Origin of the sequence: Bacillus vallismortis, from assembly GCF_004116955.1 — a bacterium.
In the GTDB taxonomy this organism is placed as follows: Bacteria; Bacillota; Bacilli; order Bacillales; family Bacillaceae; genus Bacillus; species Bacillus vallismortis.
This window is the reverse complement of sequence record NZ_CP026362.1, coordinates 3,432,028-3,447,537: the sequence shown is the minus strand read 5'-3', so window position 1 is coordinate 3,447,537 and position 15,510 is coordinate 3,432,028. Positions and strand designations below refer to the sequence as shown.

Annotated in this window: 29 protein-coding genes; all 29 read left to right on the top strand. The window is 42.2% G+C overall.

From position 1 onward, the window contains the following. The first annotated feature begins 51 nt into the window (after positions 1-51). The 29 genes from tuf (at position 52) to rpsM (ending at position 15,510) form a co-directional block, all read left to right on the top strand. Complete coding sequence (tuf, locus tag BV11031_RS18250; protein WP_087991688.1) at positions 52-1,242, top strand: elongation factor Tu; 1,191 nt, start codon at positions 52-54, stop codon at positions 1,240-1,242. Positions 1,243-1,341: 99 nt separating this feature from the next. Further along, positions 1,342-2,298, top strand: coding sequence for an alpha/beta fold hydrolase (locus tag BV11031_RS18245; protein WP_129550805.1), 957 nt, complete (start codon positions 1,342-1,344; stop codon positions 2,296-2,298). 236 nt (positions 2,299-2,534) lie between these two features. Further along, on the top strand, positions 2,535-2,843 hold the full coding sequence (rpsJ, locus tag BV11031_RS18240; RefSeq protein WP_003156464.1) for a 30S ribosomal protein S10: 309 nt from the start codon (positions 2,535-2,537) through the stop codon (positions 2,841-2,843). 39 nt (positions 2,844-2,882) lie between these two features. Further along, positions 2,883-3,512: a 50S ribosomal protein L3 gene (rplC, locus tag BV11031_RS18235; protein ID WP_039076392.1), complete on the top strand. Its 630-nt coding sequence runs from the start codon at positions 2,883-2,885 to the stop codon at positions 3,510-3,512. A 27-nt stretch (positions 3,513-3,539) separates the two neighbouring features. After that, on the top strand, positions 3,540-4,163 hold the full coding sequence (gene rplD, locus BV11031_RS18230) for a 50S ribosomal protein L4 (protein WP_129550804.1): 624 nt from the start codon (positions 3,540-3,542) through the stop codon (positions 4,161-4,163). Next, positions 4,163-4,450 (top strand): 50S ribosomal protein L23, encoded by a 288-nt coding sequence (gene rplW / locus BV11031_RS18225; protein ID WP_003225793.1) that lies wholly within the window; start codon positions 4,163-4,165, stop codon positions 4,448-4,450. Before rplD ends, rplW begins: the two co-directional genes overlap by 1 nt. A gap of 31 nt (positions 4,451-4,481) precedes the next feature. Continuing rightward, positions 4,482-5,315 (top strand): 50S ribosomal protein L2, encoded by an 834-nt coding sequence (rplB, locus tag BV11031_RS18220; protein ID WP_039076394.1) that lies wholly within the window; start codon positions 4,482-4,484, stop codon positions 5,313-5,315. A gap of 57 nt (positions 5,316-5,372) precedes the next feature. Next, positions 5,373-5,651, top strand: coding sequence for a 30S ribosomal protein S19 (gene rpsS, locus BV11031_RS18215; protein ID WP_039076395.1), 279 nt, complete (start codon positions 5,373-5,375; stop codon positions 5,649-5,651). Between the two features lie 16 nt (positions 5,652-5,667). Further along, on the top strand, positions 5,668-6,009 hold the full coding sequence (gene rplV, locus BV11031_RS18210) for a 50S ribosomal protein L22 (protein ID WP_014662532.1): 342 nt from the start codon (positions 5,668-5,670) through the stop codon (positions 6,007-6,009). Positions 6,010-6,012: 3 nt separating this feature from the next. Continuing rightward, on the top strand, positions 6,013-6,669 hold the full coding sequence (gene rpsC / locus BV11031_RS18205) for a 30S ribosomal protein S3 (RefSeq protein WP_003242001.1): 657 nt from the start codon (positions 6,013-6,015) through the stop codon (positions 6,667-6,669). Position 6,670: 1 nt separating this feature from the next. Then, a complete protein-coding gene (gene rplP / locus BV11031_RS18200; protein WP_003225801.1) occupies positions 6,671-7,105 on the top strand; it encodes a 50S ribosomal protein L16 in 435 nt (144 codons plus the stop codon). Continuing rightward, the gene (gene rpmC / locus BV11031_RS18195; RefSeq protein WP_003156482.1) at positions 7,095-7,295 is read left to right on the top strand and encodes a 50S ribosomal protein L29; all 201 of its coding nucleotides are present in this window, start codon (positions 7,095-7,097) and stop codon (positions 7,293-7,295) included. Before rplP ends, rpmC begins: the two co-directional genes overlap by 11 nt. 22 nt (positions 7,296-7,317) lie before the next feature. Continuing rightward, on the top strand, positions 7,318-7,581 hold the full coding sequence (rpsQ, locus tag BV11031_RS18190; RefSeq protein WP_003225804.1) for a 30S ribosomal protein S17: 264 nt from the start codon (positions 7,318-7,320) through the stop codon (positions 7,579-7,581). A gap of 40 nt (positions 7,582-7,621) precedes the next feature. After that, the gene (rplN, locus tag BV11031_RS18185) at positions 7,622-7,990 is read left to right on the top strand and encodes a 50S ribosomal protein L14 (protein ID WP_003156485.1); all 369 of its coding nucleotides are present in this window, start codon (positions 7,622-7,624) and stop codon (positions 7,988-7,990) included. A gap of 36 nt (positions 7,991-8,026) precedes the next feature. Next, complete coding sequence (rplX, locus tag BV11031_RS18180) at positions 8,027-8,338, top strand: 50S ribosomal protein L24 (RefSeq protein ID WP_003156486.1); 312 nt, start codon at positions 8,027-8,029, stop codon at positions 8,336-8,338. Between the two features lie 26 nt (positions 8,339-8,364). Next, positions 8,365-8,904, top strand: a complete 540-nt coding sequence (rplE, locus tag BV11031_RS18175) for a 50S ribosomal protein L5 (protein WP_039076396.1) — start codon at positions 8,365-8,367, stop codon at positions 8,902-8,904. A 22-nt stretch (positions 8,905-8,926) separates the two neighbouring features. Then, complete coding sequence (gene rpsN, locus BV11031_RS18170) at positions 8,927-9,112, top strand: 30S ribosomal protein S14 (protein ID WP_003156488.1); 186 nt, start codon at positions 8,927-8,929, stop codon at positions 9,110-9,112. A gap of 31 nt (positions 9,113-9,143) precedes the next feature. Continuing rightward, a complete protein-coding gene (gene rpsH, locus BV11031_RS18165) occupies positions 9,144-9,542 on the top strand; it encodes a 30S ribosomal protein S8 (RefSeq protein ID WP_003241998.1) in 399 nt (132 codons plus the stop codon). A gap of 29 nt (positions 9,543-9,571) precedes the next feature. Next, a complete protein-coding gene (gene rplF / locus BV11031_RS18160) occupies positions 9,572-10,111 on the top strand; it encodes a 50S ribosomal protein L6 (RefSeq protein WP_039076397.1) in 540 nt (179 codons plus the stop codon). Between the two features lie 32 nt (positions 10,112-10,143). Further along, entirely contained in the window at positions 10,144-10,506 is a 363-nt protein-coding gene (gene rplR / locus BV11031_RS18155) for a 50S ribosomal protein L18 (RefSeq protein ID WP_039076398.1), read from the top strand. Positions 10,507-10,530: 24 nt separating this feature from the next. Further along, positions 10,531-11,031: a 30S ribosomal protein S5 gene (gene rpsE, locus BV11031_RS18150; protein ID WP_003328273.1), complete on the top strand. Its 501-nt coding sequence runs from the start codon at positions 10,531-10,533 to the stop codon at positions 11,029-11,031. A 13-nt stretch (positions 11,032-11,044) separates the two neighbouring features. Beyond that, positions 11,045-11,224 (top strand): 50S ribosomal protein L30, encoded by a 180-nt coding sequence (gene rpmD / locus BV11031_RS18145; protein ID WP_003156497.1) that lies wholly within the window; start codon positions 11,045-11,047, stop codon positions 11,222-11,224. Positions 11,225-11,254: 30 nt separating this feature from the next. Beyond that, positions 11,255-11,695: a 50S ribosomal protein L15 gene (gene rplO, locus BV11031_RS18140; RefSeq protein ID WP_003225819.1), complete on the top strand. Its 441-nt coding sequence runs from the start codon at positions 11,255-11,257 to the stop codon at positions 11,693-11,695. Between the two features lies 1 nt (position 11,696). Beyond that, positions 11,697-12,992 (top strand): preprotein translocase subunit SecY, encoded by a 1,296-nt coding sequence (gene secY / locus BV11031_RS18135; RefSeq protein ID WP_039076399.1) that lies wholly within the window; start codon positions 11,697-11,699, stop codon positions 12,990-12,992. 55 nt (positions 12,993-13,047) lie between these two features. Next, entirely contained in the window at positions 13,048-13,701 is a 654-nt protein-coding gene (locus BV11031_RS18130; protein ID WP_019713058.1) for an adenylate kinase, read from the top strand. Continuing rightward, positions 13,698-14,444 (top strand): type I methionyl aminopeptidase, encoded by a 747-nt coding sequence (gene map, locus BV11031_RS18125; RefSeq protein ID WP_039076400.1) that lies wholly within the window; start codon positions 13,698-13,700, stop codon positions 14,442-14,444. The genes BV11031_RS18130 and map overlap by 4 nt, the downstream gene beginning before the upstream one ends. 312 nt (positions 14,445-14,756) lie before the next feature. Further along, positions 14,757-14,975: a translation initiation factor IF-1 gene (gene infA, locus BV11031_RS18115; RefSeq protein WP_003156508.1), complete on the top strand. Its 219-nt coding sequence runs from the start codon at positions 14,757-14,759 to the stop codon at positions 14,973-14,975. A 33-nt stretch (positions 14,976-15,008) separates the two neighbouring features. Continuing rightward, positions 15,009-15,122, top strand: a complete 114-nt coding sequence (rpmJ, locus tag BV11031_RS18110; protein ID WP_003156543.1) for a 50S ribosomal protein L36 — start codon at positions 15,009-15,011, stop codon at positions 15,120-15,122. A gap of 22 nt (positions 15,123-15,144) precedes the next feature. Continuing rightward, complete coding sequence (gene rpsM / locus BV11031_RS18105; RefSeq protein WP_129550803.1) at positions 15,145-15,510, top strand: 30S ribosomal protein S13; 366 nt, start codon at positions 15,145-15,147, stop codon at positions 15,508-15,510.

Genomic DNA, 15,510 nt, shown 5'->3' with positions numbered 1-15,510 from the left:
TCCTATCACACTATACATTACTAATTAAAAGCTCTTAAGGAGGATTTTAGAATGGCTAAAGAAAAATTCGACCGTTCCAAATCACATGCCAATATTGGTACAATTGGACACGTTGACCATGGTAAAACAACATTAACTGCTGCTATCACAACAGTACTTCATAAGAAATCTGGTAAAGGTACAGCTATGGCGTACGATCAAATTGATGGTGCACCAGAAGAGCGCGAGCGCGGAATCACAATCTCTACTGCACACGTAGAGTACGAAACTGAAACTCGTCACTATGCACACGTTGACTGCCCAGGACACGCTGACTATGTTAAAAACATGATCACTGGTGCTGCGCAAATGGACGGAGCTATCCTTGTAGTATCTGCTGCTGATGGCCCAATGCCACAAACTCGTGAGCACATCCTTCTTTCTAAAAACGTTGGTGTACCTTACATCGTTGTATTCTTAAACAAATGCGACATGGTAGACGACGAAGAGCTTCTTGAACTAGTTGAAATGGAAGTTCGCGATCTTCTTAGCGAATACGACTTCCCTGGTGATGATGTACCAGTAATCAAAGGTTCTGCTCTTAAAGCACTTGAAGGTGACGCTGACTACGAAGCGAAAATCTTCGAACTTATGGATGCGGTTGATGAGTACATCCCAACTCCAGAGCGTGACACTGAAAAACCATTCATGATGCCAGTTGAGGACGTATTCTCAATCACTGGTCGTGGTACAGTTGCTACTGGACGTGTTGAGCGCGGACAAGTTAAAGTCGGTGACGAAGTAGAAATCATCGGTCTTCAAGAAGAAAACAAGAAAACAACTGTTACAGGTGTTGAAATGTTCCGTAAGCTTCTTGATTACGCTGAAGCTGGAGACAACATTGGAGCCCTTCTTCGTGGTGTAGCTCGTGAAGATATCCAACGTGGTCAAGTACTTGCTAAACCAGGTACAATCACTCCACACAGCAAATTCAAAGCTGAAGTTTACGTTCTTTCTAAAGAAGAGGGTGGACGTCATACTCCATTCTTCTCTAACTACCGTCCTCAGTTCTACTTCCGTACAACTGACGTAACTGGTATCATCCAACTTCCAGAAGGCGTAGAAATGGTTATGCCTGGAGACAACACAGAAATGATCGTTGAACTTATCTCTACAATCGCTATCGAAGAAGGAACTCGTTTCTCTATTCGTGAAGGCGGACGTACTGTTGGTTCAGGCGTTGTTTCTACAATCACTGAGTAATCGTATGATTAAAAACGTGACCCCCTGCGGGTCTCGTTTTTTGTTTAGTCATCTTTTTCTTGTATAATAGGATCTATCATATTCGAGGGGCTAATTTTTATGATTCCTGAAAAGAAATCAATCGCGATCATGAAAGAACTGAGCATTGATAAAACGAAGCAAATGCTGATGATTAGTGGGGCTGATATAAATAATCCATTGCTGCTTTTTTTACATGGCGGACCGGGTACTCCTCAAATCGGATATGTTAGGCATTATCAAAAAGAGCTGGAAAAGCATTTTACAGTCGTACATTGGGATCAAAGAGGAGCCGGGCTTTCTTATTCAAAACGAATTCCTCAGAACTCCATGACAATTAGTCATTTCATTAGTGACTCAATTCAAGTGGTCCAATGGGTCCTAAAACGTTTTTCAAGAACAAAACTATATCTTGCGGGCCATTCGTGGGGATCACTGCTAGCTCTTCATGTACTGCAGCAGCGTCCGGATTTGTTTTACGCCTATTATGGAATCAGTCAGGTTGTTAACCCTCACAATGAAGAATCAGCTGCTTATCAATTTATTCGAGAAATGTCTGATGTGAGGAGTGCCGGTATAGTATCCAAGGCCATACGTTTTATTGGCGCTCCACCTTGGGATAAGGATATCTATCATCATATCTATCGGTTTTGTGTCGAGATGAGCAGGGGAGGATTCACTCACCAACGTCGTCAGTCCCTTGCACTATTTTTTCAAATGCTTACTGGCAAAGAGTATGGTGTAAAAAACATGCACAAATTCCTCAATGGGCTGCGTTTCAGTAAAAAACATTTAACCGGTGAGATGTACCGTTTTAATGGATTCACATCAATTCCTTCTATTAAATTGCCGTGTTTTTTTATTTCGGGGAGACATGATCTAATTGTTCCTGCTGAAATATCGAAACAGTATTACCAACGGCTTGAGGCACCTGAAAAGCGATGGATTCAATTTGAGAATTCCGCGCACACCCCGCACATCGAAGAGCCATTTCTATTTGCGAGTACACTGAGGCGCCACGCGCTGTACCACTTATGATAGGTCCTTGATAAATAAGAAAAACACCTGTATAATAAAAAAAGTGTGCAAATCATGCATATCTTAAATAAGTCTTGCAACATACGTCTATTTTCTGTATAATGGTGTATGTTGGTCTTTGACTGCGATGAAGTGAGAGGTTGCTGACACACCCGGCCGCTTTGCCATGGCAAGGTGTTCAGGTTTTTCTCACGGAGAACTGTCTAACGTGATGTAGGCGAAAAGGAGGGAAAATAATGGCAAAACAAAAAATTCGTATTCGTTTGAAAGCATATGATCATAGAATCCTTGATCAATCTGCAGAGAAGATTGTTGAAACGGCAAAACGTTCTGGTGCCAGCGTATCTGGTCCGATCCCGTTGCCAACTGAAAAATCAGTTTACACAATCCTTCGTGCGGTGCACAAATACAAAGATTCTCGTGAGCAATTTGAAATGCGTACACATAAACGTCTAATCGACATTGTGAACCCAACACCACAAACTGTTGATGCTCTTATGCGATTAGATTTACCATCTGGTGTCGATATCGAAATTAAACTTTAATTCTAAAATATAGAATGATCTTAATAGGAGGTGTGACGAATGACCAAAGGAATCTTAGGAAGAAAAATTGGTATGACGCAAGTATTCGCAGAAAACGGTGATCTTATTCCGGTAACTGTTATTGAAGCTGCTCCAAACGTTGTTCTTCAAAAGAAATCAGCTGAAAACGATGGCTACGAGGCTATCCAGCTTGGTTTTGACGACAAACGTGAAAAGCTTTCTAACAAACCAGAAAAAGGACACGTTGCAAAAGCGGAAACTGCTCCTAAGCGCTTCGTTAAAGAATTACGCGGAGTGGAAATGGATGCGTATGAAGTTGGTCAGGAAGTCAAGGTTGAAATTTTCTCTGCTGGAGAAATCGTAGATGTAACAGGAGTATCTAAAGGTAAAGGTTTCCAAGGTGCGATCAAGCGCCACGGACAATCTCGCGGACCTATGTCTCACGGTTCACGCTACCACCGTCGTCCTGGTTCAATGGGACCTGTAGATCCTAACCGTGTATTCAAAGGCAAATTATTACCTGGACGTATGGGCGGAGATCAAATCACTGTTCAAAACCTTGAAATCGTTAAAGTTGATGCAGAGCGCAATCTTCTTTTGATCAAAGGTAACGTACCTGGTCCGAAGAAAACTTTAATCACTGTTAAAAGTGCTGTTAAATCTAAATAACTCTCTTAGGAAAGGAGGAAATTGATCATGCCAAAAGTAGCATTATACAACCAAAACGGTTCTACTGCTGGTGACATCGAATTAAACGCTTCTGTATTTGGTATCGAGCCAAATGAGAGTGTTGTATTCGACGCTATTCTTATGCAAAGAGCTTCCTTACGTCAAGGATCTCACAAAGTAAAAAATCGTTCTGAAGTACGCGGCGGAGGTCGTAAACCATGGCGTCAAAAAGGTACTGGACGTGCCCGTCAAGGTTCCATCCGTTCACCGCAATGGCGCGGAGGTGGTGTCGTATTCGGCCCAACACCACGCAGCTATTCTTACAAATTACCTAAAAAAGTTCGCCGCTTGGCAATCAAATCAGTATTGTCTTCTAAAGTGATCGACAATAACATCATCGTACTTGAAGATCTTACTCTTGATACGGCTAAAACAAAAGAAATGGCAGCTGTCCTTAAAGGATTATCTGTTGAGAAAAAAGCTTTAATCGTAACTGTGGATGCTAACGAAGCAGTCGCTTTATCTGCTCGCAACATTCCAGGAGTTACTGTTGTTGAAGCTAACGGAATCAACGTTTTAGACGTTGTCAACCACGAGAAGCTTCTGATTACAAAAGCAGCGGTTGAAAAAGTAGAGGAGGTGCTTGCATAATGAAAGATCCTCGTGATGTTCTAAAGCGCCCCGTCATTACTGAACGTTCTGCTGATTTAATGGCTGAAAAGAAATATACGTTTGAAGTTGATGTAAGAGCTAACAAAACAGAAGTGAAAGACGCGGTTGAAAGCATCTTTGGAGTGAAAGTTGATAAAGTCAACATCATGAACTACAAAGGTAAATCAAAACGTGTCGGACGCTACACTGGTATGACTAGCCGTCGCAGAAAAGCGATCGTAAAACTTACTGCAGACAGCAAAGAAATCGAAATTTTTGAAGCTTAATTATCTGTAAAAAGAAGGAGGGAAATTCAAAATGGCGATTAAAAAGTATAAACCGACCTCTAATGGACGTCGTGGCATGACAACTTCAGATTTTGCTGAAATCACGACTGACAAGCCGGAAAAATCCTTGCTTGCTCCCCTTCACAAAAAAGGCGGACGTAATAACCAAGGTAAATTGACTGTACGTCACCAAGGTGGCGGACATAAACGCCAATACCGTGTTATCGACTTCAAGCGCGATAAAGATGGTATACCTGGACGCGTTGCTACAGTTGAATACGATCCAAACCGTTCAGCTAACATCGCTCTAATCAACTATGCAGACGGAGAAAAACGTTACATTCTTGCTCCTAAAGGAATTCAAGTGGGTACTGAAATCATGTCAGGTCCTGAAGCTGACATCAAAGTAGGTAATGCACTTCCTCTTATCAACATTCCTGTTGGTACAGTAGTGCACAACATTGAATTAAAACCTGGTAAAGGCGGACAGCTTGTACGTTCAGCTGGTACATCTGCTCAGGTTCTTGGTAAAGAAGGTAAATACGTTCTTGTACGTCTTAACTCTGGTGAAGTTCGCATGATTCTTTCTGCTTGCCGTGCATCTATCGGTCAAGTAGGTAACGAACAGCATGAACTTATCAACGTTGGTAAAGCTGGACGTTCTCGCTGGAAAGGCATCCGCCCTACAGTTCGTGGTTCTGTAATGAACCCTAACGATCACCCACACGGTGGTGGTGAAGGACGTGCGCCAATCGGACGTAAATCACCAATGTCTCCATGGGGCAAACCAACTCTTGGATTCAAGACACGTAAGAAAAAGAACAAATCTGATAAATTTATCGTACGTCGTCGTAAAAATAAATAACGGGGTTGTCTACGGTTCATTTCGGACCGTAGTGCAATCACGAAGGGAGGTTCCAAAATGGCTCGCAGCTTGAAAAAAGGACCATTTGTCGATGGACACTTGATGACAAAAATCGAGAAATTAAACGAATCAGACAAGAAACAAGTGGTAAAAACTTGGTCTCGTCGTTCTACTATTTTCCCACAGTTTATTGGTCACACAATCGCAGTCTATGACGGACGTAAACACGTGCCTGTATTCATCTCTGAAGATATGGTAGGGCATAAGTTGGGTGAATTCGCTCCAACTCGTACGTACAAAGGCCATGCTAGTGATGACAAAAAAACAAGACGCTAAGAGAGGAGGCTTTTAAATGCAAGCTAAAGCTGTTGCAAGAACAGTCCGAATTGCTCCTCGTAAAGCACGTCTAGTAATGGACCTGATTCGAGGCAAGCAAGTAGGTGAGGCAGTATCAATCTTGAACCTTACACCAAGAGCTGCTTCTCCAATTATCGAGAAAGTATTAAAATCCGCTATTGCAAATGCTGAGCATAACTATGAAATGGACGTTAACAACCTTGTTATTTCTCAAGCATTCGTTGACGAAGGCCCTACGTTAAAAAGATTCCGCCCACGTGCTATGGGACGTGCGAGCCAAATCAACAAACGTACGAGCCACATTACAATCGTTGTATCAGAAAAGAAGGAGGGATAAGTAGTGGGTCAAAAGGTAAATCCAGTCGGTCTTCGTATCGGAGTCATTCGTGATTGGGAATCTAAGTGGTACGCTGGTAAAGATTACGCTGACTTCCTGCACGAAGATTTAAAAATTCGTGAATACATTAGCAAACGCCTTTCTGACGCTTCTGTTTCTAAAGTGGAAATCGAGCGTGCAGCAAATCGCGTTAACATTACGATCCACACAGCTAAGCCTGGTATGGTTATCGGTAAAGGCGGTTCTGAAGTTGAAGCACTTCGCAAAGCCCTTAACAGCCTTACTGGCAAGCGTGTACACATTAACATTCTTGAAATCAAAAGAGCAGATCTTGATGCACAGCTAGTTGCTGACAACATCGCTCGTCAATTAGAAAACCGTGTTTCTTTCCGCCGTGCGCAGAAACAACAAATCCAACGTACTATGCGTGCTGGAGCACAAGGTGTGAAAACAATGGTTTCTGGTCGTCTTGGCGGTGCAGATATCGCTCGTTCTGAATACTACAGTGAAGGAACTGTTCCATTGCACACATTACGTGCGGACATTGACTATGCAACATCTGAAGCTGACACTACTTACGGTAAGCTTGGTGTGAAAGTCTGGATCTATCGTGGAGAGGTTCTTCCTACTAAGAAGAAAACTGAGGAAGGAGGAAAATAATATGTTATTACCAAAACGCGTTAAATATCGCAGAGAGCATCGCGGAAAAATGCGTGGTCGTGCGAAAGGCGGTACTGAAGTACATTTCGGTGAGTTCGGTATCCAAGCTCTTGAAGCTTCTTGGATCACTAACCGTCAAATCGAAGCTGCACGTATTGCGATGACTCGTTACATGAAACGTGGCGGTAAAGTTTGGATCAAAATTTTCCCTTCTAAACCTTACACTGCTAAACCACTTGAGGTACGTATGGGATCCGGTAAAGGGGCTCCAGAAGGTTGGGTAGCTGTTGTAAAACCGGGCAAAGTTTTATTTGAGATTTCTGGTGTGTCTGAAGAGGTAGCTCGTGAAGCACTTCGTCTTGCATCTCATAAATTGCCAATTAAAACGAAGTTCGTAAAACGTGAAGAAATTGGTGGTGAATCAAATGAAAGCTAATGAAATTCGTGACCTTACCACTGCTGAAATTGAACAAAAAGTAAAGTCTCTTAAAGAAGAACTTTTCAATCTTCGCTTTCAATTAGCGACAGGACAACTTGAAAATACTGCTCGCATTCGTGAAGTGCGCAAAGCTATCGCGCGCATGAAAACTGTGATTCGTGAAAGAGAAATTGCTGCTAATAAATAATCACTGAGGGGAGGTCGTGAGCATGAGCGAACGTAACCAGCGCAAAGTTTACCAAGGCCGTGTAGTTTCTGACAAAATGGATAAAACCATCACTGTTGTTGTTGAAACATACAAAAAACATACACTTTACGGTAAACGCGTAAAATACTCAAAAAAATTCAAAGCACATGATGAAAATAATCAAGCTAAAATCGGTGACATCGTAAAGATCATGGAAACTCGTCCATTGTCTGCAACTAAGCGTTTCCGTCTAGTTGAAGTTGTCGAAGAAGCTGTTATTATCTAATAAAGTTCGGAATTCTTTTTCCGAAGGGAGGTAACAAATAATGATTCAACAAGAGACTCGTTTAAAAGTAGCTGACAACTCTGGCGCTCGTGAAGTGCTTACTATTAAAGTTCTCGGTGGTTCTGGACGCAAAACAGCTAACATTGGTGATGTCATTGTTTGCACGGTTAAACAAGCAACACCAGGAGGCGTTGTCAAAAAAGGTGAAGTCGTAAGAGCTGTTATCGTTCGCACGAAAAGCGGAGCACGCAGAAGCGACGGTTCATACATCAGCTTCGATGAGAATGCATGTGTTATCATCCGTGACGACAAGAGCCCACGTGGAACTCGTATCTTCGGACCAGTTGCTCGTGAGTTGCGTGAAAACAACTTTATGAAAATTGTTTCTCTAGCTCCAGAAGTTATCTAATGAAATAAATGCCTTAGTCAAGGAGGTGCGATCAGGATGCATGTTAAAAAAGGCGATAAAGTAATGGTTATCTCTGGTAAAGATAAAGGCAAACAAGGAACAATCCTTGCTGCTTTCCCTAAAAAGGACCGCGTTTTAGTTGAAGGTGTGAACATGGTGAAGAAGCACTCTAAACCAACTCAAGCTAACCCTCAAGGCGGTATTTCTAATCAAGAGGCGCCAATTCATGTATCAAACGTTATGCCGCTCGATCCTAAAACAGGTGAAGTGACTCGCGTAGGATACAAAGTGGAAGATGGCAAAAAAGTTCGTGTAGCAAAAAAATCTGGGCAAGTTCTAGATAAATAGTATTAAAAGGAAGGGAGGTCTATCTCATGAACCGCCTTAAAGAAAAGTACAATAAAGAAATTGCACCTGCTTTAATGACAAAGTTCAACTATGATTCTGTCATGCAAGTGCCTAAAATCGAAAAAATCGTAATCAACATGGGTGTTGGTGACGCTGTTCAAAACGCGAAAGCAATCGACAGTGCTGTTGAAGAATTAACGTTTATCGCAGGTCAAAAACCTGTCGTTACTCGTGCGAAGAAATCAATTGCTGGATTCCGTCTGCGTGAAGGAATGCCTATCGGTGCGAAAGTAACTCTTCGCGGAGAGCGCATGTATGATTTCCTTGATAAACTTATTTCTGTATCTTTACCGCGTGTACGTGACTTCCGCGGGGTTTCTAAAAAATCTTTCGACGGTCGCGGTAACTACACACTTGGTGTTAAAGAACAGTTAATCTTCCCTGAAATTGACTACGATAAAGTAACTAAGGTTCGCGGAATGGACATCGTTATCGTAACAACTGCTAATACTGACGAAGAAGCTCGTGAGCTATTAACTCAAGTAGGTATGCCGTTCCAGAAATAATCAATGAAAGGGAGGCGAAATCGTGGCTAAAAAGTCTATGATTGCGAAACAACAACGTACACCAAAGTTTAAAGTACAAGAGTACACACGCTGTGAACGCTGCGGACGTCCGCATTCAGTCATTCGTAAATTTAAACTTTGCCGTATTTGTTTCCGTGAGCTTGCATATAAAGGACAAATTCCTGGCGTGAAAAAAGCCAGCTGGTAATCCCCAAGAAAGGGAAGGAGGTAATTATATAATGGTTATGACAGATCCAATTGCAGATATGCTAACTCGTATTCGCAATGCAAACATGGTACGTCATGAGAAGCTTGAAATTCCTGCTTCTAAATTGAAAAGAGAAATTGCTGAAATTTTAAAGCGTGAAGGTTTCATTCGTGACGTTGAGTTCGTAGAAGACAGCAAACAAGGTATCATCCGCGTTTTCTTGAAATACGGACAAAACAACGAGCGTGTTATCACTGGTCTTAAAAGAATCAGCAAGCCTGGTTTGCGTGTTTATGCTAAATCTAATGAAGTACCTCGCGTACTTAACGGTCTTGGAATTGCGATTATTTCTACATCACAAGGTGTTTTAACGGACAAAGAAGCCCGTGCAAAACAAGCTGGTGGAGAAGTTCTAGCATACGTTTGGTAAGAAGTTTAACATGAATGGAGGTGTTTGGTATGTCTCGTGTAGGTAAGAAGTTACTTGAGATTCCTTCTGATGTTACAGTAACGTTTAACGATAACAATACTGTAGCTGTGAAAGGACCAAAAGGAGAATTAACTCGTACGTTTCACCCTGATATGGAGATTAAAGTAGAGGACAATGTGCTTACAGTCGCTCGTCCTTCTGATCATAAAGAGCACCGTGCGCTGCATGGTACGACTCGCAGTCTGCTTGGCAACATGGTTGAAGGTGTATCTAAAGGATTTGAAAGAGGTTTGGAATTAGTCGGTGTCGGTTACCGTGCGTCTAAATCCGGAAATAAACTTGTTTTAAACGTTGGATACTCTCACCCTGTTGAGATCGTTCCTGAAGAAGGCATCGAAATCGAAGTTCCTTCTCAAACTAAAGTAGTTGTAAAAGGAACAGACAAAGAACGTGTAGGAGCTATTGCTGCTAACATTCGCGCTGTCCGTTCTCCAGAGCCTTACAAAGGTAAAGGAATCCGCTACGAAGGTGAAGTTGTTCGCCGCAAAGAAGGTAAATCTGCTAAGTAAGATCGCTTAAAGTGAAGAAAGGAGTGACCTAGATGATTACGAAAACTAGCAAAAATGCTGCTCGTCTTAAAAGACACGCTCGTGTTCGCGCTAAACTTTCCGGTACTGCTGAAAGACCGCGTCTGAACGTTTTCCGTTCTAACAAGCACATCTACGCTCAAATCATCGATGATGTAAATGGTGTAACAATTGCTAGTGCATCTACTCTCGATAAAGACTTGAATGTTGAAAGCACTGGAGATACTTCTGCTGCTACTAAAGTTGGAGAATTAGTTGCAAAACGCGCTGCTGAAAAAGGCGTTTCTGACGTAGTATTTGACCGTGGCGGATACTTATACCATGGACGTGTAAAAGCTTTGGCTGATGCTGCTCGTGAAGCTGGACTTAAATTTTAATAAAAGAAGGAGGGACACATGATTATGCGTCGTATTGACCCAAGCAAATTAGAGTTAGAAGAACGCTTAGTTACGGTTAACCGCGTAGCGAAAGTTGTTAAAGGTGGTCGTCGTTTCCGCTTCGCAGCTCTAGTCGTTGTCGGTGACAAAAACGGACACGTAGGATTCGGTACTGGTAAAGCACAAGAAGTACCAGAAGCGATCCGCAAAGCTGTTGAAGATGCGAAAAAGAATTTAATTGAAGTACCAATGGTTGGAACTACAATTCCACACGAAATCATCGGACGTTTCGGTGCAGGTAACATCTTGTTAAAACCTGCTTCTGAAGGTACTGGAGTTATCGCTGGAGGCCCTGTACGTGCGGTACTTGAGCTTGCTGGTGTAGCTGATATCCTTTCTAAGTCTTTAGGTTCTAACACACCGATCAACATGATTCGTGCAACTCTTCAAGGTTTAAGTGAACTTAAGCGCGCTGAAGACGTTGCAAAGCTTCGTGGAAAATCTGTAGAAGAACTGTTAGGATAAGGAGGGAACATTAATGGCTAAATTAGAAATTACCCTCAAACGAAGTGTAATCGGTCGTCCGGAAGATCAACGCGTTACTGTGAGAACACTCGGTTTAAAGAAAACAAACCAAACTGTTGTTCACGAAGACAACGCTGCGATCCGCGGTATGATTAATAAAGTATCTCATTTAGTTTCTGTTAAAGAACAATAAAAATAATTGATTGGATAAGGAGGTGTCCTAATGAAACTTCATGAATTAAAACCTTCAGAAGGTTCACGCAAAACGCGTAATCGCGTAGGTCGTGGTATTGGTTCTGGCAACGGTAAAACAGCTGGTAAAGGTCACAAAGGTCAAAACGCTCGTTCTGGCGGTGGTGTACGCCCAGGATTCGAGGGGGGACAAATGCCTTTATTCCAACGTCTTCCTAAACGCGGTTTCACTAACATCAACCGCAAGGAATACGCTGTAGTCAACCTAGACAAATTGAACGGTTTTGCAGAAGGAACGGAAGTCACTCCTGAACTTCTTCTTGAGACTGGTGTTATTAGCAAACTTAATGCAGGAGTAAAGATTCTTGGCAACGGTAAATTAGAGAAAAAATTAACTGTAAAAGCCAATAAATTCTCTGCTTCTGCAAAAGAAGCTGTTGAAGCTGCTGGCGGTACAGCTGAGGTGATCTAACTTGTTTAAAACAATCTCCAACTTTATGCGTGTGAGTGATATCAGGAATAAAATCATATTCACTTTACTCATGCTTATCGTCTTTCGCATAGGTGCGTTTATTCCTGTGCCTTATGTTAACGCTGAAGTGTTACAGGCACAGTCTCAAATGGGTGTTTTTGATCTCCTTAATACATTTGGCGGCGGTGCGCTTTACCAATTTTCCATTTTCGCAATGGGAATTACTCCTTATATCACGGCTTCGATCATCATTCAGCTGCTTCAGATGGATGTGGTGCCGAAGTTTACCGAGTGGTCTAAGCAAGGTGAAGTTGGCCGCCGTAAATTAGCTCAGTTCACAAGGTACTTTACGATTGTGCTTGGTTTCATCCAAGCGTTAGGTATGTCATACGGATTCAACAATCTGGCAAACGGTATGCTGATCGAAAAATCCGGTGTATCGACATATCTTATTATTGCTTTAGTGCTCACTGGCGGAACTGCCTTTTTAATGTGGCTTGGAGAGCAAATTACGTCTCATGGAGTAGGCAACGGAATATCGATCATTATCTTCGCGGGGATTGTGGCTAGTATTCCAAAAACGATTGGACAAATATATGAGACTCAATTTGTCGGCAGCGACGATCAGTTGTTTATTCATATTGTGAAAATCGCACTTCTTGTGATTGCGATTTTAGCAGTTATTGTTGGAGTTATTTTCATTCAGCAAGCCGTACGGAAAATTGCGATTCAATATGCTAAAGGCACAGGTCGTTCACCTGCTGGCGGTGGACAGTCTACTCACCTTCCATTGAAAGTAAACCCTGCAGGGGTTATTCCGGTGATCTTTGCAGTTGCGTTTTTGATAACGCCGCGGACAATCGCTTCATTCTTTGGAACAAACGATGTGACAAAGTGGATTCAAAACTACTTTGACAATACACATCCGGTGGGTATGGCGATATATGTTGCGTTGATTATTGCCTTTACGTACTTTTATGCTTTTGTACAGGTTAATCCTGAACAAATGGCTGATAACCTTAAAAAACAGGGTGGCTATATCCCGGGGGTTCGTCCAGGGAAAATGACTCAAGATAGAATTACGAGCATTTTGTATCGACTTACGTTTGTGGGTTCTATATTCTTAGCCGTGATTTCCATTCTTCCTATCTTTTTCATTCAATTCGCTGGATTGCCTCAAAGTGCACAAATTGGCGGAACATCTTTGTTAATTGTTGTCGGGGTAGCCTTAGAGACAATGAAACAACTAGAAAGCCAGTTGGTGAAACGAAACTACCGTGGATTTATGAAAAACTAGAGGAAATGGATTTATCCATTCCCTCTTAATAAAGAGAGGACGGGGGGAAATCCGAATGAACTTAGTCTTAATGGGGCTTCCTGGTGCCGGTAAAGGTACACAGGGCGAACGAATTGTTGAGGATTATGGGATTCCTCATATCTCAACAGGAGATATGTTCCGTGCTGCTATGAAAGAAGAAACACCACTCGGACTCGAAGCAAAATCTTATATTGATAAGGGAGAGCTCGTACCTGACGAAGTCACAATTGGAATTGTCAAAGAAAGACTTGGCAAAGATGATTGTGAAAGAGGTTTTCTTCTGGACGGATTTCCGCGAACAGTCGCTCAAGCCGAAGCTCTTGAAGAAATTCTTGAGGAATACGGCAAGCCGATTGATTATGTCATTAACATTGAAGTCGACAAAGACGCTCTAATGGAACGTCTGACTGGACGCAGAATTTGCAGTGTTTGCGGCACAACCTATCATTTAATCTTTAATCCGCCGAAAACGCCGGGTGTTTGTGATAAAGACGGAGGCGAACTCTATCAACGGGCAGATGATAATGAGGAAACCGTCTCTAAACGGCTTGAGGTAAACATGAAGCAAACTCAGCCTTTACTCGATTTTTATTCTGAGAAAGGTTATCTTGCAAACGTGAATGGCCAACAGGACATTCAAGACGTTTATGCAGATGTGAAGGATCTTCTTGGAGGATTAAAAAAATGATTATCTGTAAAACCCCACGTGAACTTGATATCATGCGGGAAGCAGGGCGAATCGTGGCTTTAACTCATGAAGAGTTAAAAAAGCACATTAAACCAGGAATCTCGACAAAAGAATTGGATCAAATTGCCGAACGTTTTATTAAGAAGCAGGGTGCAATCCCATCTTTTAAGGGGTATAATGGGTTTCGCGGGAGCATTTGCGTATCAGTTAATGAAGAACTCGTTCACGGTATTCCTGGCAGCAGGGTGCTAAAGGACGGAGACATCATCAGTATTGATATCGGTGCTAAATTAAATGGTTATCATGGTGACTCTGCATGGACATATCCGGTAGGAAACATCAGCGATGCTGATAAAAAACTTCTGGAAGTGACAGAGGAGTCTTTATATAAAGGCTTGCAGGAAGCAAAACCAGGTGAACGTTTGTCGAATATTTCCCACGCAATACAAACGTATGTCGAAAATGAGCAGTTTTCAGTTGTTAGGGAGTATGTCGGACATGGTGTTGGTCAAGACTTGCATGAGGACCCGCAAATTCCTCATTACGGTCCGCCCAACAAAGGACCACGGCTTAAACCTGGCATGGTTCTCGCTATTGAACCTATGGTGAACGCTGGCAGCCGCTACGTGAAAACATTGGCTGATAACTGGACGGTTGTAACGGTAGATGGGAAAAAGTGTGCTCATTTTGAACATACAATTGCGATTACGGAAACGGGTTTTGATATACTGACGAGAGTCTAGGTGATGAAAATAATTCCGAGGACATGTGTTTTTTTCAGGCTTGATAGGGCAGAAAGTTTGGATGAACATTGGCAGGACCGAATTCATCTTGCTGTTGTCATTGGAATTGTTACCCATCATCATTGTACTAACAACAGACGGAGAAAAGCGTACATTTCATTCTCCTGAGAAAAAAATATCAATCATTTAACCCTTTATGATTGCGTATCTCCGGAAGTTCAGAACAGTATAAACGAAACAGGGCGTGTGACAAACTTCTTTTGAAATTTGTCAGAAAGCAAGTTACTGATTTGAAGAAGGGAGAACACTTGAATGGCGAAAGACGATGTAATTGAAGTGGAAGGTACTATAGTCGAAACACTGCCAAACGCGATGTTCAAAGTTGAACTTGAGAATGGCCACACTGTTTTGGCTCACGTATCTGGTAAAATCCGCATGCACTTCATTCGCATTTTACCTGGAGACAAAGTTACGGTAGAATTATCTCCATATGACTTAACTCGTGGCAGGATTACGTACCGTTACAAATAAAGCACTCCGGAAACTGAAGGAGGTTGGAAACACATGAAAGTGAGACCATCAGTTAAACCAATCTGCGAAAAATGTAAAGTTATTCGCAGAAAAGGAAAAGTAATGGTGATCTGTGAAAATCCAAAGCATAAACAAAAACAAGGATAATTTATAAGGAGGTGCCCAGAGAATGGCTCGTATTGCTGGTGTAGATATCCCACGTGAGAAACGTGTTGTTATTTCTTTAACATATGTCTTCGGAATTGGCCGTACAACGGCTCAGCAAGTCTTGAAAGAGGCTGGTGTTTCAGAAGATACTCGTGTGCGTGATCTTACTGAAGAAGAACTTGGTAAAATCCGTGATGTTATTGACAAACTGAAAGTAGAAGGTGACCTTCGCCGTGAAGTTTCTCTTAACATTAAGCGTCTGATCGAAATCGGAAGCTACCGCGGAATCCGCCATCGCAGAGGATTGCCTGTTCGCGGACAAAACTCTAAAAACAATGCGCGTACTCGTAAAGGTCCGCGTCGTACTGTAGCTAACAAGAAAAAATAA